At 69.9% G+C, this 19,364-nt stretch carries 14 protein-coding genes and 1 pseudogene; 10 read left to right on the forward strand and 5 right to left on the reverse strand.

Annotated elements, in window-relative coordinates; translation table 11 throughout:
• Nucleotides 1–41 precede the first annotated feature (41 nt).
• The 3 genes from H1D24_RS23160 to H1D24_RS23170 are packed head-to-tail and all read left to right on the forward strand — an operon-like array spanning nt 42 to nt 2,136.
• A complete protein-coding gene (locus H1D24_RS23160; protein WP_181659575.1) occupies nt 42–662 on the forward strand; it encodes a cell division protein SepF in 621 nt (206 codons plus the stop codon).
• 48 nt (nt 663–710) lie between these two features.
• Nucleotides 711–995, forward strand: coding sequence for a YggT family protein (locus tag H1D24_RS23165; RefSeq protein ID WP_181659576.1), 285 nt, complete (start codon nt 711–713; stop codon nt 993–995).
• A gap of 46 nt (nt 996–1,041) precedes the next feature.
• Nucleotides 1,042–2,136, forward strand: a complete 1,095-nt coding sequence (locus tag H1D24_RS23170) for a DivIVA domain-containing protein (RefSeq protein ID WP_181659577.1) — start codon at nt 1,042–1,044, stop codon at nt 2,134–2,136.
• Between the two features lie 289 nt (nt 2,137–2,425).
• On the opposite strand, the gene ileS is transcribed toward H1D24_RS23170, so the two are convergent.
• Nucleotides 2,426–5,569: an isoleucine--tRNA ligase gene (gene ileS, locus H1D24_RS23175; protein WP_181659578.1), complete on the reverse strand. Its 3,144-nt coding sequence runs from the start codon at nt 5,567–5,569 to the stop codon at nt 2,426–2,428.
• Between the two features lie 713 nt (nt 5,570–6,282).
• Between ileS and H1D24_RS23180 the strand changes: the two genes are divergently transcribed.
• The 6 genes and pseudogenes from H1D24_RS23180 to H1D24_RS23205 all read left to right on the forward strand — a co-directional run bounded on the left by H1D24_RS23180 (nt 6,283) and on the right by H1D24_RS23205 (nt 13,566).
• On the forward strand, nt 6,283–8,517 hold the full coding sequence (locus H1D24_RS23180) for a TraR/DksA family transcriptional regulator (RefSeq protein ID WP_309484414.1): 2,235 nt from the start codon (nt 6,283–6,285) through the stop codon (nt 8,515–8,517).
• Nucleotides 8,518–8,638: 121 nt separating this feature from the next.
• Nucleotides 8,639–9,274 (forward strand): signal peptidase II, encoded by a 636-nt coding sequence (gene lspA / locus H1D24_RS23185; protein ID WP_181659579.1) that lies wholly within the window; start codon nt 8,639–8,641, stop codon nt 9,272–9,274.
• A 49-nt stretch (nt 9,275–9,323) separates the two neighbouring features.
• Nucleotides 9,324–10,268: an RluA family pseudouridine synthase gene (locus H1D24_RS23190; protein WP_181659580.1), complete on the forward strand. Its 945-nt coding sequence runs from the start codon at nt 9,324–9,326 to the stop codon at nt 10,266–10,268.
• Nucleotides 10,265–10,753, forward strand: a complete 489-nt coding sequence (locus tag H1D24_RS23195; protein ID WP_181659581.1) for a GNAT family N-acetyltransferase — start codon at nt 10,265–10,267, stop codon at nt 10,751–10,753. Before H1D24_RS23190 ends, H1D24_RS23195 begins: the two co-directional genes overlap by 4 nt.
• A 387-nt stretch (nt 10,754–11,140) precedes the next feature.
• Nucleotides 11,141–12,717, forward strand: a pseudogene (locus H1D24_RS23200) (Na+/H+ antiporter).
• 102 nt (nt 12,718–12,819) lie between these two features.
• A complete protein-coding gene (locus H1D24_RS23205; RefSeq protein WP_181659582.1) occupies nt 12,820–13,566 on the forward strand; it encodes an SDR family NAD(P)-dependent oxidoreductase in 747 nt (248 codons plus the stop codon).
• A 23-nt stretch (nt 13,567–13,589) separates the two neighbouring features.
• On the opposite strand, the gene H1D24_RS23210 is transcribed toward H1D24_RS23205, so the two are convergent.
• The gene (locus tag H1D24_RS23210) at nt 13,590–14,696 is read right to left on the reverse strand and encodes a mechanosensitive ion channel family protein (protein WP_181659583.1); all 1,107 of its coding nucleotides are present in this window, start codon (nt 14,694–14,696) and stop codon (nt 13,590–13,592) included.
• A 64-nt stretch (nt 14,697–14,760) separates the two neighbouring features.
• Here H1D24_RS23210 and H1D24_RS23215 point away from each other — a divergent pair, with 64 nt between their 5' ends.
• Nucleotides 14,761–15,330, forward strand: coding sequence for a dienelactone hydrolase family protein (locus H1D24_RS23215; protein WP_181659584.1), 570 nt, complete (start codon nt 14,761–14,763; stop codon nt 15,328–15,330).
• Between the two features lie 54 nt (nt 15,331–15,384).
• Here H1D24_RS23215 and H1D24_RS23220 read toward each other — a convergent pair whose 3' ends face one another.
• The 3 genes from H1D24_RS23220 to H1D24_RS23230 form a co-directional block, all read right to left on the reverse strand.
• Nucleotides 15,385–16,380: a zinc metalloprotease gene (locus H1D24_RS23220; RefSeq protein WP_258564248.1), complete on the reverse strand. Its 996-nt coding sequence runs from the start codon at nt 16,378–16,380 to the stop codon at nt 15,385–15,387.
• A gap of 334 nt (nt 16,381–16,714) precedes the next feature.
• Nucleotides 16,715–18,382, reverse strand: coding sequence for an alkaline phosphatase D family protein (locus H1D24_RS23225; RefSeq protein ID WP_181659585.1), 1,668 nt, complete (start codon nt 18,380–18,382; stop codon nt 16,715–16,717).
• A 139-nt stretch (nt 18,383–18,521) separates the two neighbouring features.
• Nucleotides 18,522–19,322, reverse strand: coding sequence for a DsbA family protein (locus tag H1D24_RS23230; protein ID WP_181659586.1), 801 nt, complete (start codon nt 19,320–19,322; stop codon nt 18,522–18,524).
• Nucleotides 19,323–19,364 lie beyond the last annotated feature (42 nt).

Raw genomic sequence — 19,364 nt, forward strand, 5'->3', positions numbered from 1 at the left:
ATCCACCACGCCGATCCACCACAGAGCGGAGGATTCAGAGCATGGCCGGCGCGATGCGCAAGATGGCGGTCTACCTCGGCCTCGTGGAGGACGATGGGTACGACGGCCGGGGCTTCGACCCTGACGACGACTTCGAGCCCGAACTGGACCCGGAGCCCGAGCGCGACCGTCGGCGGCATGAGCCGCCGCACCAGTCGCACCAGCCCCAAAGGGAAGAATCGGTACGAGTAGTACAACCTCCGGCACAACGGGAACCGGTCGCGATTCCGGCAGAAGCGGCGCGTCCGGCACGAATTGCCCCCGTGTCATCCATCACACCTGAACGTCAGAGCCTGGAGAAGAACGCGCCGGTGATCATGCCCAAGGTTGTGTCCGAGAGGGAGCCCTACCGCATCACCACACTGCACCCGCGGACCTACAACGAGGCCCGTACCATCGGGGAACACTTCCGTGAGGGCACCCCGGTGATCATGAATCTGACAGAGATGGACGACACGGATGCGAAGCGACTTGTCGACTTTGCCGCGGGTCTGGTCTTCGGTCTTCATGGCAGTATCGAGCGCGTGACGCAGAAGGTGTTCCTGTTGTCGCCTGCTAACGTCGATGTCACGGCGGAGGACAAGGCCCGCATCGCAGAGGGCGGGTTCTTCAACCAGAGCTGAGACGCAGGCCGACACGAGGCACGAAACAGGGGAGAGGGAAGCACGGTCATGAGCGTGGTCTTGGACGTTCTCTACATCGCGCTGATGTGTTTCCTCATCGTGCTCATTTTCCGGTTGGTCATGGACTACGTCTTCCAGTTCGCCCGCTCGTGGCAACCCGGCAAGGCGATGGTGGTCGTTCTGGAGGCCACCTACACTGTCACCGATCCACCGCTGAAGCTTCTGCGGCGGTTCATTCCGCCGCTGCGTCTCGGGGGCGTGGCGCTCGACCTGTCCTTCTTCGTCCTGATGATCATCGTCTACATCCTGATCTCCATCGTGAGCCGGCTGTGAACGATACGGTCTTGCCGAATGCCGACGACTACGTTGAGGTGAAGAGATGCCGTTGACCCCCGAGGACGTGCGGAACAAGCAGTTCACGACCGTCCGCCTCCGAGAAGGCTATGACGAGGACGAGGTCGATGCCTTCCTCGACGAGGTCGAAGCCGAGCTGACCCGCCTGCTCCGGGAGAACGAGGACCTGCGCGCCAAACTGGCCGCCGCGACGCGGGCCGCTGCCCAGAACCAGCAGCAGGCCATGCGGAAGCCGCCCGAGCAGCAGGATCGTCCCGGCGCTCCGGTACCCGCTGCCATATCTGGACCGCCGGTGCCGCCGCAGCAGCAGCACCCGCAGCATCAGCAGCACCAGATGGGCGGCCCGCCCCAGCTGCCCAGTGGCGCACCGCAGCTGCCCGCAGGTCCCGGTGGCCACGGCCCCGGCCCGGGTGGTCCCGGCCCGATGGGCCAGGGTCCGATGCAGGGGCAGATGGGCGGCCCGATGGGCGGCCCCATGGGCGGCCATGGGCCGCAGCTGCCGCAGCCCGGTCAGGGCCCCGGCGGTGACAGCGCCGCTCGCGTGCTGTCCCTTGCGCAGCAGACCGCCGACCAGGCGATCGCGGAGGCCCGTTCCGAGGCCAACAAGATCGTCGGCGAGGCGCGCAGCCGCGCCGAGGGCCTCGAGCGCGACGCGCGCGCCAAGGCGGACGCGCTTGAGCGGGACGCCCAGGAGAAGCACCGCGTGGCGATGGGCTCCCTCGAGTCCGCGCGCGCGACGCTGGAGCGCAAGGTCGAGGACCTGCGCGGCTTCGAGCGGGAGTACCGCACGCGTCTGAAGTCCTACCTGGAGTCGCAGCTGCGTCAGCTGGAGACCCAGGCCGACGACTCGCTGGCTCCGCCGCGGACCCCGGCGACGGCCTCTCTGCCGCCGTCCCCGGCGCCCTCCATGGCACCGGCCGGCGCGAGCGCCCCGTCGTACGGCGGCAATCAGACGATGGGTGGCAACCCGTCGCCGGCCGGCCCCTCCTACGGCGGTCAGCAGCAGATGTCGCCCGCGATGACGCAGCCGATGGCGCCGGTGCGGCCGCAGGGGCCTTCGCCGATGCAGCAGGCTCCCTCGCCGATGCGTGGGTTCCTCATCGATGAGGACGACAACTGACGGCGGCGTGAGCAGGGCATAGGCGTCGGCAACGCTTCAAAGGGCCGGGCCCCCGGAGAATCCGGGGGCCCGGCCCTTTGGTGTGCGCTTCTGCCGCCGGGTTTCCACTGGCGTGGGGGCGGTCCCCGCCGTACCCACAGCGGTTACAGCGGTTACAGCGGTCACAGCGGCTACAGCGCAGCTGCGCGACAGGTACAAGCAGGTGTGCGACGGTACAAAACGCCGAAGGGCCCGGCGCCCAAGATTCTTTGGGTACCGGGCCCTTCGGTCGCCCGTCGGGGCGTGCGGCCTACGCCTTGCGGAGGCGGAACGTCAGGGTAAGCGACTCGTCCGTGAACGGCTCGCCGTACGTGGCGTCCGGCTCGCCCTGGGCGAAGTCCGTCGCGAGGACCTCGTCCGCGATGAGCGACGCGTGCTCGGACAGGGCGGTGACGGCCGCCGGGTCCGTCGCCGTCCAGCGCAGGGCGATACGGTCCGCGACGTCCAGGCCGCTGTTCTTGCGGGCCTCCTGGATCAGGCGGATCGCGTCACGGGCGAGGCCCGCCCGGCGCAGCTCCTCCGTGATCTCCAGGTCCAGCGCGACCGTGGCACCCGCGTCCGAGGCGACCGACCAGCCCTCGCGCGGAGTCTCGGTGATGATCACCTCGTCCGGAGCCAGCGTCACGGTCTCGCCGTCGACCTCGACCGATGCCGTGCCCTCACGCAGAGCGAGGGACAGCGCGGCCGCGTCGGCGTTCGCGATGGCCTTGGCGACCGCCTGGACGCCCTTGCCGAAACGCTTGCCCAGCGCACGGAAGTTGGCCTTGGAGGTCGTGTCCACCAGCGAGCCCCCGACCTCCGAAAGAGAGGCCAGCGCGGAGACGTTGAGCTCCTCGGTGATCTGGGTGTGGAGCTCGGGGGAGAGGGACTCGAAGCCCGCGGCCGCGACCAGCGCGCGGGACAGCGGCTGACGGGTCTTCACGCCCGACTCGGCGCGCGTCGCCCGGCCCAGCTCCACCAAGCGTCGCACCAGCACCATCTGCTTCGACAGCTCCGGGTCGATCGCGGACAGGTCCGCCTCCGGCCAGGAGGAGAGGTGCACCGACTCGGGCGCGCCAGGCGTCACCGGCACGACCAGGTCCTGCCACACCCGCTCGGTGATGAACGGAGTGAGCGGGGCCGTCAGTCGCGTGACCGTCTCGACGACCTCGTGCAGGGTGCGCAGCGCCGCCGCGTCGCCCTGCCAGAAGCGACGCCGGGACCGGCGTACGTACCAGTTCGACAGGTCGTCGACGAACGCCGACAGGAGCTTGCCGGCGCGCTGGGTGTCGTATGCCTCCAGGGACTGCGTGACCTGGTCGGTGAGCGCGTGCAGCTCGGACAGCAGCCAGCGGTCCAGGAGCGGGCGGTCGGCCGGGGCCGGGTCGGAGGCGGACGGCGTCCAGTTCGACGTACGGGCGTAGAGCGCCTGGAAGGCGACCGTGTTCCAGTACGTGAGGAGGGTTTTCCTCACCACCTCCTGGATCGTGCCGTGGCCGACGCGGCGCGCCGCCCACGGGGAGCCGCCCGCCGCCATGAACCAGCGGACCGCGTCCGCGCCGTGCTGGTCCATCAGCGGGATCGGCTGCAGGATGTTGCCCAGGTGCTTGGACATCTTGCGGCCGTCCTCGGCGAGGATGTGGCCGAGGCACACCACGTTCTCGTACGACGACTTGTCGAAGACCAGCGTGCCGACCGCCATGAGGGTGTAGAACCACCCGCGCGTCTGGTCGATGGCCTCCGAGATGAACTGCGCGGGGTAGCGGCTCTCGAAGAGCTCCTTGTTCTTGTACGGGTAGCCCCACTGCGCGAACGGCATCGAGCCCGAGTCGTACCAGGCGTCGATGACCTCCGGGACGCGCGTCGCCGTCAGGCCGCAGCCGTCCTCCGGGCAGGGGAACGTGACCTCGTCGATGTACGGCCGGTGGGGGTCGAGGCCCGACTGGTCGGTGCCGGTCAGCTCCGTGAGCTCCGTGCGCGAGCCGACGCAGGTGAGGTGGCCTTCCGCGCAGCGCCAGATCGGCAGCGGAGTGCCCCAGTAGCGGTTGCGCGACAGCGCCCAGTCGATGTTGTTGTTCAGCCAGTCGCCGTAGCGGCCGTGCTTGACGGAGTCCGGGTACCAGTTGGTCTTCTCGTTCTCGGCGAGCAGGCGGTCCTTGACGGCCGTCGTGCGGATGTACCAGGACGGCTGCGCGTAGTAGAGAAGCGCCGTGTGGCAGCGCCAGCAGTGCGGGTAGCTGTGCTCGTACGGGAGGTGCTTGAGCAGCAGGCCGCGGTCCTGCAGGTCCTTGGTCAGGGCCTCGTCGGCCTTCTTGAAGAAGACGCCGCCGACGAGCGGCACGTCCTCCTCGAAGGTGCCGTCCGGGCGGACCGGGTTCACGACCGGCAGGCCGTACGCCCGGCAGACCTTGAGGTCGTCTTCACCGAAGGCCGGGGACTGGTGGACCAGACCCGTACCGTCCTCGGTCGTCACGTACTCGGCGTTGACCACGAAGTGGGCCGGGGCCGGGAACTCGACGAGCTCGAAGGGTCGCTGGTATGTCCAGCGCTCCATCTCGGCGCCGGTGAAGGTCTGGCCCGTCACCTCCCAGCCCTCGCCCAGGGACTTCGCGACGAGCGGCTCGGCGACGACCAGCTTCTCCTCGCCGTTCGTCGCGACGACGTACGTCACCTCGGGGTGCGCGGCGACCGCGGTGTTCGAGACCAGCGTCCAGGGCGTGGTCGTCCAGACCAGCAGCGCCGCCTCGCCCGCGAGCGGGCCGGAGGTGAGCGGGAAGCGGACGTAGACGGACGGGTCCACGACCGTCTCGTAGCCCTGGGCCAGCTCGTGGTCCGACAGGCCCGTGCCGCAGCGCGGGCACCAGGGGGCGACGCGGTGGTCCTGGACCAGCAGGCCCTTGTTGAAGATCTCCTTGAGCGACCACCAGACGGACTCCACGTACTCGGGGTCCATCGTCCAGTACGCGTCGTCGAGGTCGACCCAGTAGCCCATGCGGTTGGTGAGCTCGGTGAAGGCGTCGGTGTGGCGGGTCACGGACTCGCGGCACTTGGCGTTGAACTCGGCGATGCCGTACGCCTCGATGTCCTGCTTGCCGCTGAAGCCGAGCTCCTTCTCGACGGCCAGCTCGACCGGAAGGCCGTGGCAGTCCCAGCCGGCCTTGCGGGCCACGTGGTAGCCGCGCATGGTGCGGAAGCGCGGGAAGACGTCCTTGAAGACCCGGGCCTCGATGTGGTGGGCGCCCGGCATGCCGTTGGCGGTGGGCGGTCCCTCGTAGAACACCCACTCGGGGCGGCCCTCGGACTGCTCCAGGCTCTTGGCGAAGATCTTCTGCTCGCGCCAGAAGTCGAGCACGGCGTGCTCGAGCGCGGGCAGGTCTACCTGGGCGGGTACCTGTCGGTACTGGGGCGGCGTCATCGAAGAGCTCCTCCAACGGACTGCTGTCTTCCGTCGGAGGGACGAGAGGCGCTGTGCGCTCCCGCGGTACCACCCTCCTTGGCCCCTCGGCGCGTGTACGTACGCCGATGAGCCCCCTCATTGGGGTCGCGATGCCGGGTCTACTGGCGTCCGCTCGTCTCTGCGAGGCTTCGGCGTTCTTCCGGCGGCTCCGGGGTGATCTTCACGTCGCGCTGGCCCCCGGGCTCGCACCGTCCCCGGGTCGCTCATGGCTGCGTACGCCGCTACTCGTCCCCATCCACGCTTTTCGCTCCTCCCCCAAGCTCTCGACTGCTCCTCCAGCTAACGCTGGGAGGTGCCCCCAGAGCAGGGGAGACCCCCATAGTGTACGGCGCCCCGCGAGACGCGGCCGACCGGTTTTCCGGGACCCGGGGCGGGCGGGCCCCGGAAGGCGGGTCGGCAGGTGGGTCGGCAGGTGGGCGCCAGTCGGCCCCGGGCTGCGCGCGCTCTGCGCCAAATGGCCATGTCCGGCCGTCCGCGGACCACCGTTTCCCGGCTCGGCCTGCTCGGCGGAATACCTGGCGATGAGCTGGGCACAACGCATGCAGGCTTGCCGCGCGGACCCGCGGGGCGGGCGAATCGGGCGGCGTGCCCCGTTGCCGCGGGCCGGAAGTCGATTTATCGTCCCAGCACGATTCGCGAGCAAGATCACAAAATGTGAAGGGGCCGCGGCCATGGTGGCGAAGAAGACCGCCGTACAGGACTCGGCGTCCGTCAGATCGACTGGTATGGCTGGCGCGGCGGCCAAGGACACGGGCGGGAAGAAGAGCACGGCCGGACTGTGGGTCTTCCGGGCGGCGGTCGACGTCGCCAGGAGGACCATGGGCTCCATGGGCGTGAAGAGCATGGCCCGGGAGGCCGCGACAGCCCAGGGGCTCGGTGAGAAGGCGCACGTCAAGGAGGCGCCGGCCGGGAAGGAAGCCGTCACGAAGACGGGCGCCAAGGCGACGGCATCCTCGGCGGCGGCCAGGAGGGCCACTGCCGGGGAAGTGCCTGCGATGACGGACGCGGCCGAGGAGACGGCGGGCGGGCCGCGGAAGCAGAGCCCGAGCGGACCCGGAGCGAAGAGTACGGCCGGGAAGGCGGCCGTGTCCGGTGGGAAGTCCGGGGGTCGGAAGGCGCCGGCGAAGAGCACATCTGCCAAGCGGGCGACGGCGGCGACGACGGCCAGGAAGACGGCCGCGGCGAAGGCGGTGGAGGCGGTGGCCGGAACCGCCGCTGCGGAGGCGCCGGAGGACAGGGCGGCGGCCGGGAAGGGCGCCGTGAAGGAGGCGGCCGCGAGGAAGAGTCCCGCGAAGAGGGCGTCCGCCAAGAAGGCGACTGTGGCGCAGACGCCGGCGAAGAAGGCTGCGGCAGGAAAGGAAGCAGGCAAGGAGTCGGTCGCGGCGAAGGCACCGGCGAAGAAGGCTGCCGCGAAAAAGGCGGTGGGGAAGAAGGCGGCGGCGAAGAAGACGGCCGCTGCGGGGGCGTCGGCGAAGCAGACGGTGGCCAAGAAGACGGCCGCTGCGGGGGCGTCTGCGAAGAAGACGGCGGCGAAGCAGACGGTGGCCAAGAAGACGGCCGCTGCGGGGGCGTCTGCGAAGAAGACGGCGGCGAAGAAGACGGTGGCCAAGAAGACGGTGGCCAAGAAGACGGCTGCGGAGGCACCCGCCGCGAGGAAGACCGCAGAGGCACCCGCACGCGCGAAGAAGGCCACCGCAAAGAAGGCACCCGCGAAGAAGGCCACCGCGAAGAAGGCACCCGCGAAGAAGGCACCCGCAAAGACGGCCGCGGCAAAGAGGGCTCCCGCAAAGACGGCCGCGGCAAAGAGGGCTCCCGCAAAAAAGGCCCCTGCGAAGAAGGCGGCCGTGGTGAAGGAGCCCGAGAAGAGGGTGCCCGCCAAGAAGGCGTCCGTGACGCAGAGCCCGACCGAGACCGCCGCCAAGAAGGCCACGGCCAAGAAGGCCACGGCGACGAAGGCGGTGGCCAAGAAGGCCCCGGCCAGAAAGACCGCGGCCAAGAAGGCGCCCGCCAGCAAGGCCCCGGCCAAGCGTGCGGCGGCCAGGACCTCCGTACCCGCGAAGACGGCGGCCAGGAAGACGGTCACCGCGGAGGCTGCCAAGAAGACACCGGGCAGGAAGAAGGCTCCCGGCAAAGACGCGCCGGGCGAAGGGGCACCGGCCAGGAAGTCGCCGGCCGCGATAGATGCCGAGAAGGCGCTGGCCGAGGAGGCCGCAGTCAGCGAGGCGGCAGTCAGCGAGGCCGCAGTCAACTACGCGCCCGCACGGCCCGCACAGCCCGTACAGGAGGTCGCTCAAGGCGCCGCCGCGGAAGGTATGGCAGGAACGGGCACGTCCGCGGAGGCCTCGGCCTCGAACAGCACGGCCAAGAAGACGGTCGCGTCCGCGGCCGAGGACGCGGCGCAGGCCGCGACGACGACGGGAGTCACGACTGTGGTTGCGAAGAAGACTCCGCACACGGCCACGGATCCGGCGAAGGCCACCGCGGTGCCCAAGGCGCGTGGCGTGGAGCCGGGAGAGCTCCCGGTACGGCCGGGGGAGGACCCCTGGACCCCGGAGGAGGTAGAGGAGGCCCGGGGCGAGCTGCTCAGCGAGGCGACGCGGCTGCGTGACGAGCTCGAGTCGTCCGAGGCGTCCCTCGTCGGCCTGATGCGTGATTCTGGGGACGGCGCGGGCGACGACCAGGCGGACACCGGTGCGAAGAACATCACCCGCGAGCACGAGATGGCGCTCGCCGCCAATGCCCGCGAGATGCTCGTCCAGACCGAGCACGCCCTGCAGCGCATCGAGACCGGGACGTACGGGCTCTGTGAGAACTGCGGCAACCCCATCGGCAAGGCCCGTATGCAGGCGTTTCCGCGCGCCACGCTGTGCGTGGAGTGCAAGCAGAAGCAGGAGCGGCACCAGTGAGCACTCGGCCGCCGTACCGCTGGGTGCTCTCGCGCGCCGCCAAGCGGCTCCTCAGCACGTGGGGCCGTACGCGCGTGTCGTACTCTCGTCCTCAGTCAGGCACCTAGGTTGAGGGACTCACGTGGCAGAGGCGGAGCGCATCATCGGTACGCCGGATACCCCAGAGGCGGCGGGGGCCGTGCCGCCGGAGCAGTCCGGCGGCGATGCGGCATCGGAGCGGCAGGGCGGTTCCGAGGAGACCACCGGGTCGTCCGCCGAGGAGCGGCCCAGGGGCAAGCGCAAGATGCTCGTGCTGATCGCGGTGGCCGCCTTCGCCTATGCCCTCGACCTGGTCAGCAAGATGATCGTGGTCGCGAAGCTGGAGCACCACGAGCCGGTGGAGATCATCGGGGACTGGCTCAGGTTCGAGGCGGTCCGGAACGCGGGAGCCGCTTTCGGAATCGGTGAGGCCTTCACGGTGATCTTCACGGTCATCGCGGCGGCCGTGATCGTCGTGATCGCGCGCCTCGCCCGCAAGCTCTACAGCCTGCCGTGGGCGATCGCGCTCGGCCTGCTGCTCGGCGGGGCGCTCGGCAACCTCACCGACCGTCTGTTCCGTTCGCCGGGTGTCTTCGAGGGCGCGGTCGTCGACTTCATCGCGCCGAAGGGCTTCGCGGTGTTCAACCTCGCGGACTCGGCGATCGTGTGCGGCGGCATCCTGATCGTGGTGCTGTCGTTCCGCGGGCTCGACCCGGACGGGACCGTCCACAAGGACTGACGTACGGCTCTGGTCAAGGGCTGTCGGACCCGTCCGGCATACTCGACGGGTGAGCACGATTCCCGAGATCCGCACCCTGCCCGTGCCCGACGGCCTGGAGGGCGAGCGCGTCGACGCCGCCATCTCCCGCATGTTCGGCTTCTCCCGTACGAAGGCCGCCGAGCTGGCGGCGGCAGGCAAGGTGCTGGTCGACGGTGCTGCGGTCGGCAAGTCCGAGCGGGTGCGCGGCGGTGCCTGGCTCGAGGTCGAGATGCCGCAGGCGCCCGCGCCCGTGCAGGTGGTGGCCGAGCCCGTCGAGGGCATGGAGATCGTGCACGACGACGATGACGTGGTCGTGATCGTCAAGCCGGTGGGTGTGGCCGCGCATCCGAGCCCCGGCTGGAGCGGCCCGACGGTGATCGGCGGGCTCGCGGCCGCGGGGTACCGCATCTCGACCTCCGGCGCCGCCGAGCGCCAGGGCATCGTGCACCGGCTGGACGTGGGCACGTCCGGGCTGATGGTGGTGGCCAAGTCCGAGCGGGCGTACACGTCGCTGAAGCGGCAGTTCAAGGAGCGTACGGTCGACAAGCGCTACCACACGCTGGTGCAGGGCCACCCCGATCCGACGAGCGGCACCATCGACGCGCCCATCGGGCGCCACCCCACCCACGACTACAAGTGGGCGGTGACGGCCGACGGCAAGCCGTCCGTCACGCACTACGACCTGGTCGAGGCCTTCCGCGCGGCCTCGCTGCTCGACGTCAAGCTCGAGACCGGGCGGACCCATCAGATCCGCGTGCACATGGCGGCGCACCGCCACCCGTGCGTCGGGGATCTGACGTACGGCGCCGACCCGACGCTCGCCAAGCGGCTCCGCCTCACCCGGCAGTGGCTGCACGCGGTCCGGCTCGGCTTCGACCACCCTGGCAGCGGGGAGTGGGTCGAGTTCGAGAGCGCCTACCCGGACGATCTGCAGCAGGCCCTGGACCAGGTGCGGGCGGAGACGTACGCATGAGCCTTCCGCCGTACGAGAGCCTCCCGTCGTACGTGGTGCGGGTGGCCGAGGACGCGGCGGACCGCGAGGCGTGCTTCGCGGTGCGCAAGGAGGTCTTCGTCGTCGAGCAGGGAGTCCCGCAGGACATCGAGTACGACGCGTACGACGCCGACGCCGTGCATGTGCTCGCCGTGCGCGGCGACGGGGTTCCGCTGGGCACGGGGCGCCTGCTGTACGGCGAGGCGGCGGCCGCCAAGACCGGTGGTGATCCGGCCGTGGGCTCCCTGGGACGGCTCGCGGTGGCCAAGGACGCGCGGGGGCTCGGCGTCGGGGCGGCCCTGGTGCGCGCCATCGAGGACGCGGCGCGGGAGCGCGGGCTGTCGGCGGTGGACCTGCATGCGCAGACGCATGCGCTGGGTTTCTACGAGCGGTTGGGGTACGTGGCGTACGGGGCGGAGTTTCCCGATGCGGGCATTCCGCATCGGGCGATGCGGAGGGTTCTCTAGGCGGCCCGTTGGGGCCGCCTCCTGCGGCGTTCGTCCCCACCCACCCGCCCTCTTTGTGGGGGCAAGCCCCCACGCCCCCCGGGGGCTCCGCCCCCTGGACCCCCCGCAATCGCCCTTCGGGCTCGTCCTCAAACTCCCCCAGCTAACGCTGGGAGGTGCCCCCAGACGGGCTGATACGGCACCCCAGAGGGGCTGATATGGGGTGCTGCCCAGACGGGCTGATATGAGGTGCCGCCCAGACGAGCTGATACGGGGTGCCGCCCAGCCAGGCTGATACGGGGTGCCGCCCAGACGGGCTGAGACGCCCCCGGTGGCGGAGCCCGGTTCCGGCCATGCCCGCATGGCACGCTTGATGCCTCGTCAGTCAAGAGTGGTCGGAGCTGCTCCGTGGATCAGTTGGCCCTGCTGTTCGTCCTGTTGCTCGGGGCCGTGGTGAGCGTGCCGTTGGGGGACAGGCTCGGGCTTCCCGCGCCCGTACTGATGACGCTGGGCGGAATCGTTTTGGCGCTCGTGCCCGAGGTGCCGAATGTCGACGTCCCGCCGGAGCTGATCCTGCCCGCCGTGCTGCCGCCGCTGCTCTACGCCTCCGCGCAGCGCACCTCCTGGCGGCAGTTCGCGTCCAACAAGCGACCGATCTTCCTGCTGGCCGTGGCTCTCGTGTTCGTCACCACGGCGGCCGTCGCCGCCGTCGCCCACGCCATCGTGCCAGGGCTGCCCATCGCCGCCGCTGTCGCGCTCGGCGCACTGGTCGCCCCGCCCGACCCGGTCGCGGCGACCGCCGTCGCAGGCCAGTTGGGCCTGCCGCGCCGCATGGTCTCGATCCTGGAGGGCGAGGGACTGTTCAACGACGTGACCGCCATCGTGCTGTACCACGTCGCCATCACCGCCGCCGTCAGCGGTTCCTTCTCGCTGCCCGACGCCGTCCTCGAACTGGTGCGGTCCGCCGTCGTCGCCGTCGTGGTCGGCCTGGCCCTCGGCTGGGCGGCCAACAAGCTCATGGGCCTGCTCGGCGACGCCACCCTCCAGGTCGGCCTGACCCTGATGGTGCCCTACGTCTCGTATGTCCTGGCCGAGGAGCTCCACGGCTCCGGGGTCCTGGCCGTACTCGCTACGGCGCTGTTCCTCGCCGAATACGCCCTCGACGCCGACGACGTGCTGACCCGCCTCACCGGACGCACCTTCTGGAACGTCGTCGACACCCTGGTCACCGGTGCGGCGTTCGGCCTGGTCGGGCTCGAACTGCACAACGCCGTCAGCACCGCGTCCGGCCGCTGGGGCGAGATGCTCGGCTGGGCAGCCGCGATCGTCGGCGTGGTGATCCTCGTACGACTGCTGTGGCTGCTGCCGGCGACCTGGCTGGCCAAGCGGTTGCATGCGCGGCGCTCCGACGAGGACATCCCCCTCAGCATGCGCGAGACGGTCGTCATGTGGTGGGCCGGGATGCGGCCACCGTCGCGCTGGCCCTCGCCATTCCTGCGCAGATGAATGACGGTTCGCCGTTCCCGGACCGTGACGAGATCGTCTTCATCGCCTTCGGCGTCGTCATGGCGACCCTCGTCGTGCAGGGACTCAGCCTCCCGTGGCTCGTCAGGAAGCTCGGGGTGCAGGCGGACACCGAGACCGAACGGGCCCTCGAGAAGGACCTCGCGGTGCGCGCGGCCAAGGCCGCCCGGCATCGGCTCAAGGAGATCCAGGAGGTCGAGGAGCTGCCGGAGGAGGTGAGCGAACAGCTGCTGCGCCGCGCGCTCGACATCGGACTGAGGATCAGTCCCGACATGGGCGACGAGGAACGGCGCGAGGCACAGGCCCACCGCGTGGAGCGCATCAGACGCATCAAACGCATCCAGGGCGAGATGCTCTCCGCCGCACGCCACGAGGTGCTCTCCGCGCGCAGCGAACCGGGTGCCGACCCGGAGATCGTCGACCGGGTGCTGCGGCATCTGGACGTGCGCAGTCTGAGGTGAGACGGCGCCCATGGAGACGTACCCGTGTGAACGCTCTGATAAGTACGCCCACTTGGCCCGCTGTGACGCGGCCGCGCAGGAATCGCGAGGTAACGTCGCCGCATGACTCGGAACGTGGTGATCAGTGGTGGCGGTACGGGCATCGGTCTCGCGGCGGCCTTCGCCTTCGCGGCGGACGGGGACCAGGTGCTGCTGCTCGGGCGCCGCGCCGAGGTGCTGGAGAAGGCCGGGGTGCCGGGCGCGCTGACGTATGCCGCGGACCTCTCCGATGTCGAAGAGGTACGCGGGGTCGCGGAGTTCGTGGCGGCCGAGCTCGGCACCGTGGACGTGCTGATCCACAGCGCGGGCGGCAGCGGCCTGCTCGAGCCGGGGCCCGGGCCGGGGGCCGACGACCCGCTGGCCGCCGTCGCCCACGCCTGGAACGTCGCCTTCCGGCTCAACACGCTCACCGCCGCCCTGCTCACCGAGGCCCTGGGCGACCGGCTCGCCTCACCCGGCGGCCGGGTGTTGTTCCTCAGCTCCATCGCCGCCTACCGCGGCTCTGGCTCCGGCGCCTATGCGGCATCCAAGGCCGCCCTCCACCCGTACGCCTTCGACCTCGCCCGCAGGCTCGGGCCGCGGGGCATCACGGTCAACGTCGTCGCCCCCGGCTATATCGAGGACACCGACTTCTTCGGGGAGCACATGACCGAGGAGCGGCGGCAGCAGCTGATCGCCGAGACCTCCACGGGGCGGGCCGGCACGCCGGGGGATGTCGCCGCCACGCTTCACTGGCTGGCCTCGCTTTCGGCCAGCCACATCACGGCGCAGGTTGTGCAGGTCAATGGGGGTGCGGAACGGGGGCATTGACGGGCCCACACCGCGACGAGCACTTACCCCCGCCCCTTCCTCGGCGCCACCCCATCCATGGACGACCCCGGCGTACGGACCTGATGCGGGATCGTCGGTGGTAGCGAAGCCTGTGCGGTGGTGATGCGCGGTAGTGCGTACGGGTGTTCCTCCGTCAGCCACTGGATCAGGCGCTCGCGCACGGTGACCCGTACCGTCCAGATGTCGTCCGGGTCCTTGGCCGTGACCAGAGCCCGTACCTCCATGGTGGTGGGTGTGGTGTCCGTCACGTCCAGTCCCCAGGCGCGGCCGTCCCAAGCGGGACAGTCGCGCACGATGTCCGCGAGCTTCTCGCGCATCTCGGGCACCGGAGCACGGTGGTCGAGGTGGAAGAAGACCGTGCCGGTCATCTGGGCGCCGCCGCGCGACCAGTTCTCGAACGGCTTGCTGGTGAAGTACGACACCGGCATCGTGATCCGCCGCTCGTCCCAGGTCCGTACGGTCAGGAATGTCAGCGTGATCTCGTCGACCGTGCCCCACTCGCCGTCCACGACGACCGTGTCGCCGAGCCGCACCATGTCGCCGAACGCGATCTGCAGCCCCGCGAAGAGATTGCCCAGCGTCGACTGCGCGGCGATACCGGCGACGATGCCGAGGATGCCCGCCGAGGCGAGCAGCGAGGCACCAGCCGTCCGCATCGCCGGGAACGTCAGCAGCATCGAGGCGGCCGCCACCACACCGACGATGGCGGAGACCACCCTCTGGATCAGTGTCACCTGCGTACGCACCCTGCGGACCCGGGCGGGGTCCCGGCGCGCCGCGGCGTAACGGGCGTACGAGGACTCGACCACCGCCGCCGCGATACGGATCACCAGCCAGGCGGTGGAGCCGATGAGGACCAGGGTCAGGACACGGCCGATCGCCGCCGCGTGGTTCTCGGCGACCCTCGCCTGCGCGTACGACCCCCGGAACAGCGCCGTGCAGAGCACGACCTGCAACGGAAGGCGGCAGCGGCGCAGCAGTCCCCACAGCGGTGTCTCGCTGTGCCGGGCGTCGGCCCGGCGCAACAGCCGGTCCACCGCCCAGCCGACGAGCAGCGTGAGCACGACCGAGCCACCGACGACGATCAGCGGACGCAGTACGTTCTCCATGCCTACGACCGTAACCAGTCCCGGCGACCCTGAACATGCCGCCTTGACTGGCACCATGGGCCCCATGAACATCATGCTGTTTCACTCGGCGTACGGGCTCCGGCCCGCGGTGCGCGCGGCGGCCGACCGTTTGCGCGAAGCCGGGCACGAGGTGTGGACCCCCGATCTCTTCGAGGGCCGCGTCTTCGACACCGTCGAGGACGGCAGGGACTTCAAGGACGAGATCGGCAAGGACGAGCTGCTCAGGCGCGCCGTGCTGGCCGCCGCCCCCTACTCGGAGCGGGGCCTGGTGTACGCGGGCTTCTCGTTCGGAGCCGCGCTCGCCCAGACGCTGGCGCTCGGCGACGAGAAGGCGCGTGGGCTGCTGCTTCTGCACGGCACGTCGGACATCGCCGCGAACGCGTCCGTGGACGAGCTGCCCGTCCAGCTGCATATCGCGGAGCCCGACCCCTTCGAGCCCGACGACTGGCTGAGCGCCTGGTATCTGCAGATGCGCAAGGCCGGCGCGGACGTCGAGATCTACCGGTACGCCGGGGCCGGGCACATCTACACCGACCCCGGCCTGCCGGATTACGACGCAGAGGCCGCGGAGGCGACGTGGCGGACGGCGCTGGGGTTCCTGGACAGCTTGTAGCCGGCCCTGGGTCATACCAGGTTCGGCGCCGCCCGCCTCTGCGTCACGTGTGCGTCAGCCCGCCGCGCGGTACGCCGCCCAGCTGTCCTGCATCCTCTGCACCTGGCCCGCGGTGAACTGGTACATGCAGGCGTCGTAGGTGTAATCCATGAAGTTGTGGATCGGGTCGACGCCCGTCTGCCTGGTGCAGGTGTCGCGTCCGGTCGGGCACTGGAACGCCGGGCTCGCCTCGGCGGGGGTGTCCGAGACGTAGTCGCCCTTGCCGTTACAGCCGCCCTGGAAGGTGTGGTAGAGCCCCAGCCAGTGGCCGACCTCGTGGGTGGCGGTGTCGCCCTCGTCGTAGTTGGTGGCCGAGCCGCCGGGCAGTGAGGTGTCGAGGACGACCACGCCGTCGTCGGACGGCTTCGACTTGTACGAGGACGGGAAGGTGGCCCAGCCCAGCAGATCGTCGCCCAGGTTCGCCGTGTAGAAGTTGAGCGCGTTGGCGCCGCCCTGGTGGAGCGTGGACTTCATCGCCGACTCGGCGGTGGAGCCGGGCGTGATGCCGTTGTACCAGGCGGCGTTGTCGGTGTAGTCGGTGCCTGCCAGCGTGAACTGGAAGCCCGAGTCGGTGTTTCCGGTGCCCTGTCCGCCGAACGCCGAGTTCAGCACGTTCATCTGCTGACTGATGTCGGTCGCGGTGAGCTTGCCGGTGGTGCCGTCGTGGACGACGTGGAAGTACACCGGGATCGTGGTGACCGCGGCGGCGGAGAGTCCCTTGCCCTCCGTGCGCAGCTTCTCGAGTCTCTGCTTCAGATCCGCGTCCATGGCCTTGGCCTTGGCCTCGCTGATCTCGTTGGGCTCATGGGCGTGCCCGGCTTCCGACGAGTGGGCCTTGCGGGCGGTGGCCTGGGTGTCGTCGGCGCATTCCTCGGCGGCGGTGGGCGCCTTGGTGGCGGCCGCCGTCCCCGTGGCCGTGGAGAGCGGGGCCAGGGCCAGGGTTCCGGCCATGATTGCCGTACCGATGAAGCGCCTGCGCAGACGCGGAGATATGTGGGCAAGAGCGCGCATGGTGACTGACTCCTCGCGGACGCGGGCGAGGAGGTCTTCCTCGCCGTCCGGGGGAGATTACGTGCCCATGCCAGGAATCACAGAGAATCGATCTGGCCCAATCGCGCGGGCCGCGAATCGCGCCTATCAGAAGAAATCCCATGGCGCATCCCGGAGTTCGAGATGCGCGCGTAACGGCCGGCGTTGCCGGGGCGGGTGGTGTGTCCGCATTCGGAACGCGGCGCGCAGCACCCGCCGTAGCGGTGTGACCTGTCCTTAACAGAGGTGACCTTGGCCGGATCTGATCGGCCGGTACTCCGGCAGAGAGCTTCGGGCGCTGACCCGGGAGACGGACTCAGCGCACCGGCGCGTAGACCCGCTCGACCTTCTGAGTGCCGCTGAGGGTGCGGTACGAACGCTCCCAGGACGCCGTCGCCCTGGGGTCGGTGCGGTCGGACAGTACGTAGTAGTCCATCTGCGAGCGCTCTGCGGTGACATCGAGGACCCCGTAGCCGTGCGAGTCCATGTCCAGCCACTTCACATGGCGGTTGGCCCCCTTGATCGCGGCCTCCGCGACCAGCGACACCGTGTTCGGGGCGACATGCAGGATGTCGTCGAGGTTGTCCGAGGTCACGGAAGTGACCACGAACTCCGTGGCCGCCGACGCCGACAGGGGATACGTCGACGCCTTCACCGGCACGTCGTTGGCCCAGGCCATGTGGATGTCGCCGGTCAGGAAGACGGTGTTCGTGATGCCGTTGTCCCGCAGGTGCGTGATGAGCTCCTTGCGGTCGTCCGTGTAGCCGTCCCACTGGTCGACGTTGATGGCCAGGCCCTCCTTGGGCAGGCCGAGCAGCTCCGCGAGCGGGCCGAGCAGATCGGCGGACAGCGACCCGAAGGCGACCGGCGAGATCATCACCGATGTGCCGACCAGCTTCCAGGCGGCGTCGGAACCGGCCAGGCCCGACTTCAGCCAGTCGAGCTGGGCGCGGCCCGTGATCGTACGCTCGGGGTCGTCCACGTCGCCGTTGCCGACCGTCGACTGCTGGGAGCGGAACGAGCGCAGGTCCAGCAGATGCAGGTCGGCCAGCTTGCCGAAGCGCAGCCTGCGGTAGACGGTGCCCTCGGTGGACGGGCGCACCGGCATCCACTCGAAGTACGCCCGCTTGGCGGCGGCCTGCCGCTGCGCCCAGTCGCCCTCGGTGCCCGGTGTGTGGTTCTCGGCGCCGCCCGACCAGGCGTCGTTGGCGAACTCGTGGTCGTCCCAGATCGCGATGACGGGATGGGCGGCGTGCAGGGCCTGGAGATCCGGGTCGGTCTTGTAGTTGCCGTGCCGGGTGCGGTAGTCGGCGAGCGTGACGATCTCGTGCTGCGGCTCGTGCTTACGGACCCCGTACTGGGCCGCCGGATACTCGCCCGTGCCGTACTCGTAGATGTAGTCGCCGAGATGCAGCACCGCGTCCAGGTCGGTGCGGCCCGCGAGATGGCGGTACGCGGAGAACCAGCCAGCCTCCCAGTTGGAGCAGGACACCACCCCGAACCGGACGCCGGACGCGGAGGCGTCGTACGCGGGCGTGGTGCGCGTACGGCCGACGGGGGAGACGGCGTTGCCCGCGCGGAAGCGGAAGTAATAGACGCTCGCCGGGCGCAAGCTCCTTACATCGGCCTTGACCGTGTGGTCGGAGCCGGCCTTCGCGGTGGCCGTGCCCCGGCCCACCACCGTGGTGAAACCCTTGTCCTCGGCGATCTCCCAACTCACCTCGGTGTCCGGGCCCTTGCCGGACCCCGGCACGGCCTCCGCGACCGGGGTCACCCGGGTCCACAGCAGGACGCCGTCGGGCAGCGGGTCGCCGGAGGCCACCCCGTGCAGAAAGGCGGGGCCATCGGCGGCCTCGGCCGTGGTGGCGGCGGCGAGCGGGGCGAGCACGGCGGTGGCGGCCGCGGCCTTGACGACCGTACGGCGGCGCGGCGCGGCGGAGTTGGGGGAGTTGGGGGAGTTGAGGGAGCTGAGTCGTCTGGTCACGGCCGATCAGATTACTGATCGGTATAAAGCAAGAGCGGGCGAACTCGAAAAGTTCGCCCGCCCTTCGGCGGCACGCCATCTGGTGACGCTCGCGCCGGACTTCGCTGGGCGCGCCCGTACTTGCGGGGCGCCCTCGCCGCTACTGCGTGACGCCCGCCGTCTTCAGCGCGGTCTCCCACTCGGCAACGGTGCTCGGGTTCTCGATCTTCTTGTCGTTGATCTTGATGGTCGGCGTCGACTCGACACCCTCGGCGTTGTCGAAGGACTCGCTCATCTTCACCGCCCAGGCGTCGTAGGTGCCCTTCTCGACGGCGTCCTGGAACTTCTTGTTGTTCTTCAGCGCGTCCACCGTGTTCGCCACCTTGATCAGGTAGCTGTCCTTGGCGAACTCGTCCGTCGACTCCGCGGGGTGGTACTTCGACGAGTAGAGCGCGGTCTTGTAGTCGATGAACGCGTCGGTGCTGACGTTCAGCGCGGCGCCGAGCGCGCTCAGCGCGTTCTTCGAGCCCTCACCGCCGAGGTTGCCGTCGAGGAAGGTGCCGATGGTGAAGGAGAGCTTGTACTCGCCGTCCTCCATGCCCTTGTTGACGGTCTCGCCGACGGTCTGCTCGAAGGAGGCGCAGGCCGGGCAGCGCGGGTCCTCGTAGAGGTGGACGGTGTTCTTGGCGGACGACTCGCCTACGACCACGGTGGTGCCGTTCGTGCCCGAGGTGTTGGCCGGGGCGACCACCTTCGCGTCGGCGGCCTTCTCCCAGGTCGAGGGCTCGTTGGCCTGCACGATGGCAAAGCCGACGCCCCCGGCTATCGCGAGCACGCCGATGGCGGAGCAGGCGACGATGATCTGCCGCCTCACCTTCGCCTTCTTGGCCTCCCGCTCGCGCTCGGCACGCAGCCGCTCGCGGGCCGCCGTCTTCGCCGCCTGGCTGTTCCTCTTGCTCATGGTGGTGTTTCTCCGTGTGATGACTGATGGCGTGGCTGCGTA

Source organism: Streptomyces himalayensis subsp. himalayensis, from assembly GCF_013778455.1.
Lineage (GTDB): Bacteria > Actinomycetota > Actinomycetes > Streptomycetales > Streptomycetaceae > Streptomyces > Streptomyces himalayensis.

Bases quoted from the DNA above. Each gene is read 5' to 3' on its own strand.
- H1D24_RS23215 (WP_181659584.1), top strand. From the start codon at position 14,761: ATGAACATCATGCTGTTTCACTCGGCGTACGGGCTCCGGCCCGCGGTG.
- ileS (WP_181659578.1), bottom strand. From the start codon at position 5,569: ATGACGCCGCCCCAGTACCGACAGGTACCCGCCCAGGTAGACCTGCCC.
- H1D24_RS23220 (WP_258564248.1), bottom strand. From the start codon at position 16,380: ATGCGCGCTCTTGCCCACATATCTCCGCGTCTGCGCAGGCGCTTCATC.
- H1D24_RS23160 (WP_181659575.1), top strand. From the start codon at position 42: ATGGCCGGCGCGATGCGCAAGATGGCGGTCTACCTCGGCCTCGTGGAG.
- H1D24_RS23210 (WP_181659583.1), bottom strand. From the start codon at position 14,696: ATGGAGAACGTACTGCGTCCGCTGATCGTCGTCGGTGGCTCGGTCGTG.
- H1D24_RS23165 (WP_181659576.1), top strand. From the start codon at position 711: ATGAGCGTGGTCTTGGACGTTCTCTACATCGCGCTGATGTGTTTCCTC.
- H1D24_RS23180 (WP_309484414.1), top strand. From the start codon at position 6,283: ATGGTGGCGAAGAAGACCGCCGTACAGGACTCGGCGTCCGTCAGATCG.
- H1D24_RS23205 (WP_181659582.1), top strand. From the start codon at position 12,820: ATGACTCGGAACGTGGTGATCAGTGGTGGCGGTACGGGCATCGGTCTC.
- H1D24_RS23170 (WP_181659577.1), top strand. From the start codon at position 1,042: ATGCCGTTGACCCCCGAGGACGTGCGGAACAAGCAGTTCACGACCGTC.
- H1D24_RS23230 (WP_181659586.1), bottom strand. From the start codon at position 19,322: ATGAGCAAGAGGAACAGCCAGGCGGCGAAGACGGCGGCCCGCGAGCGG.
- H1D24_RS23195 (WP_181659581.1), top strand. From the start codon at position 10,265: ATGAGCCTTCCGCCGTACGAGAGCCTCCCGTCGTACGTGGTGCGGGTG.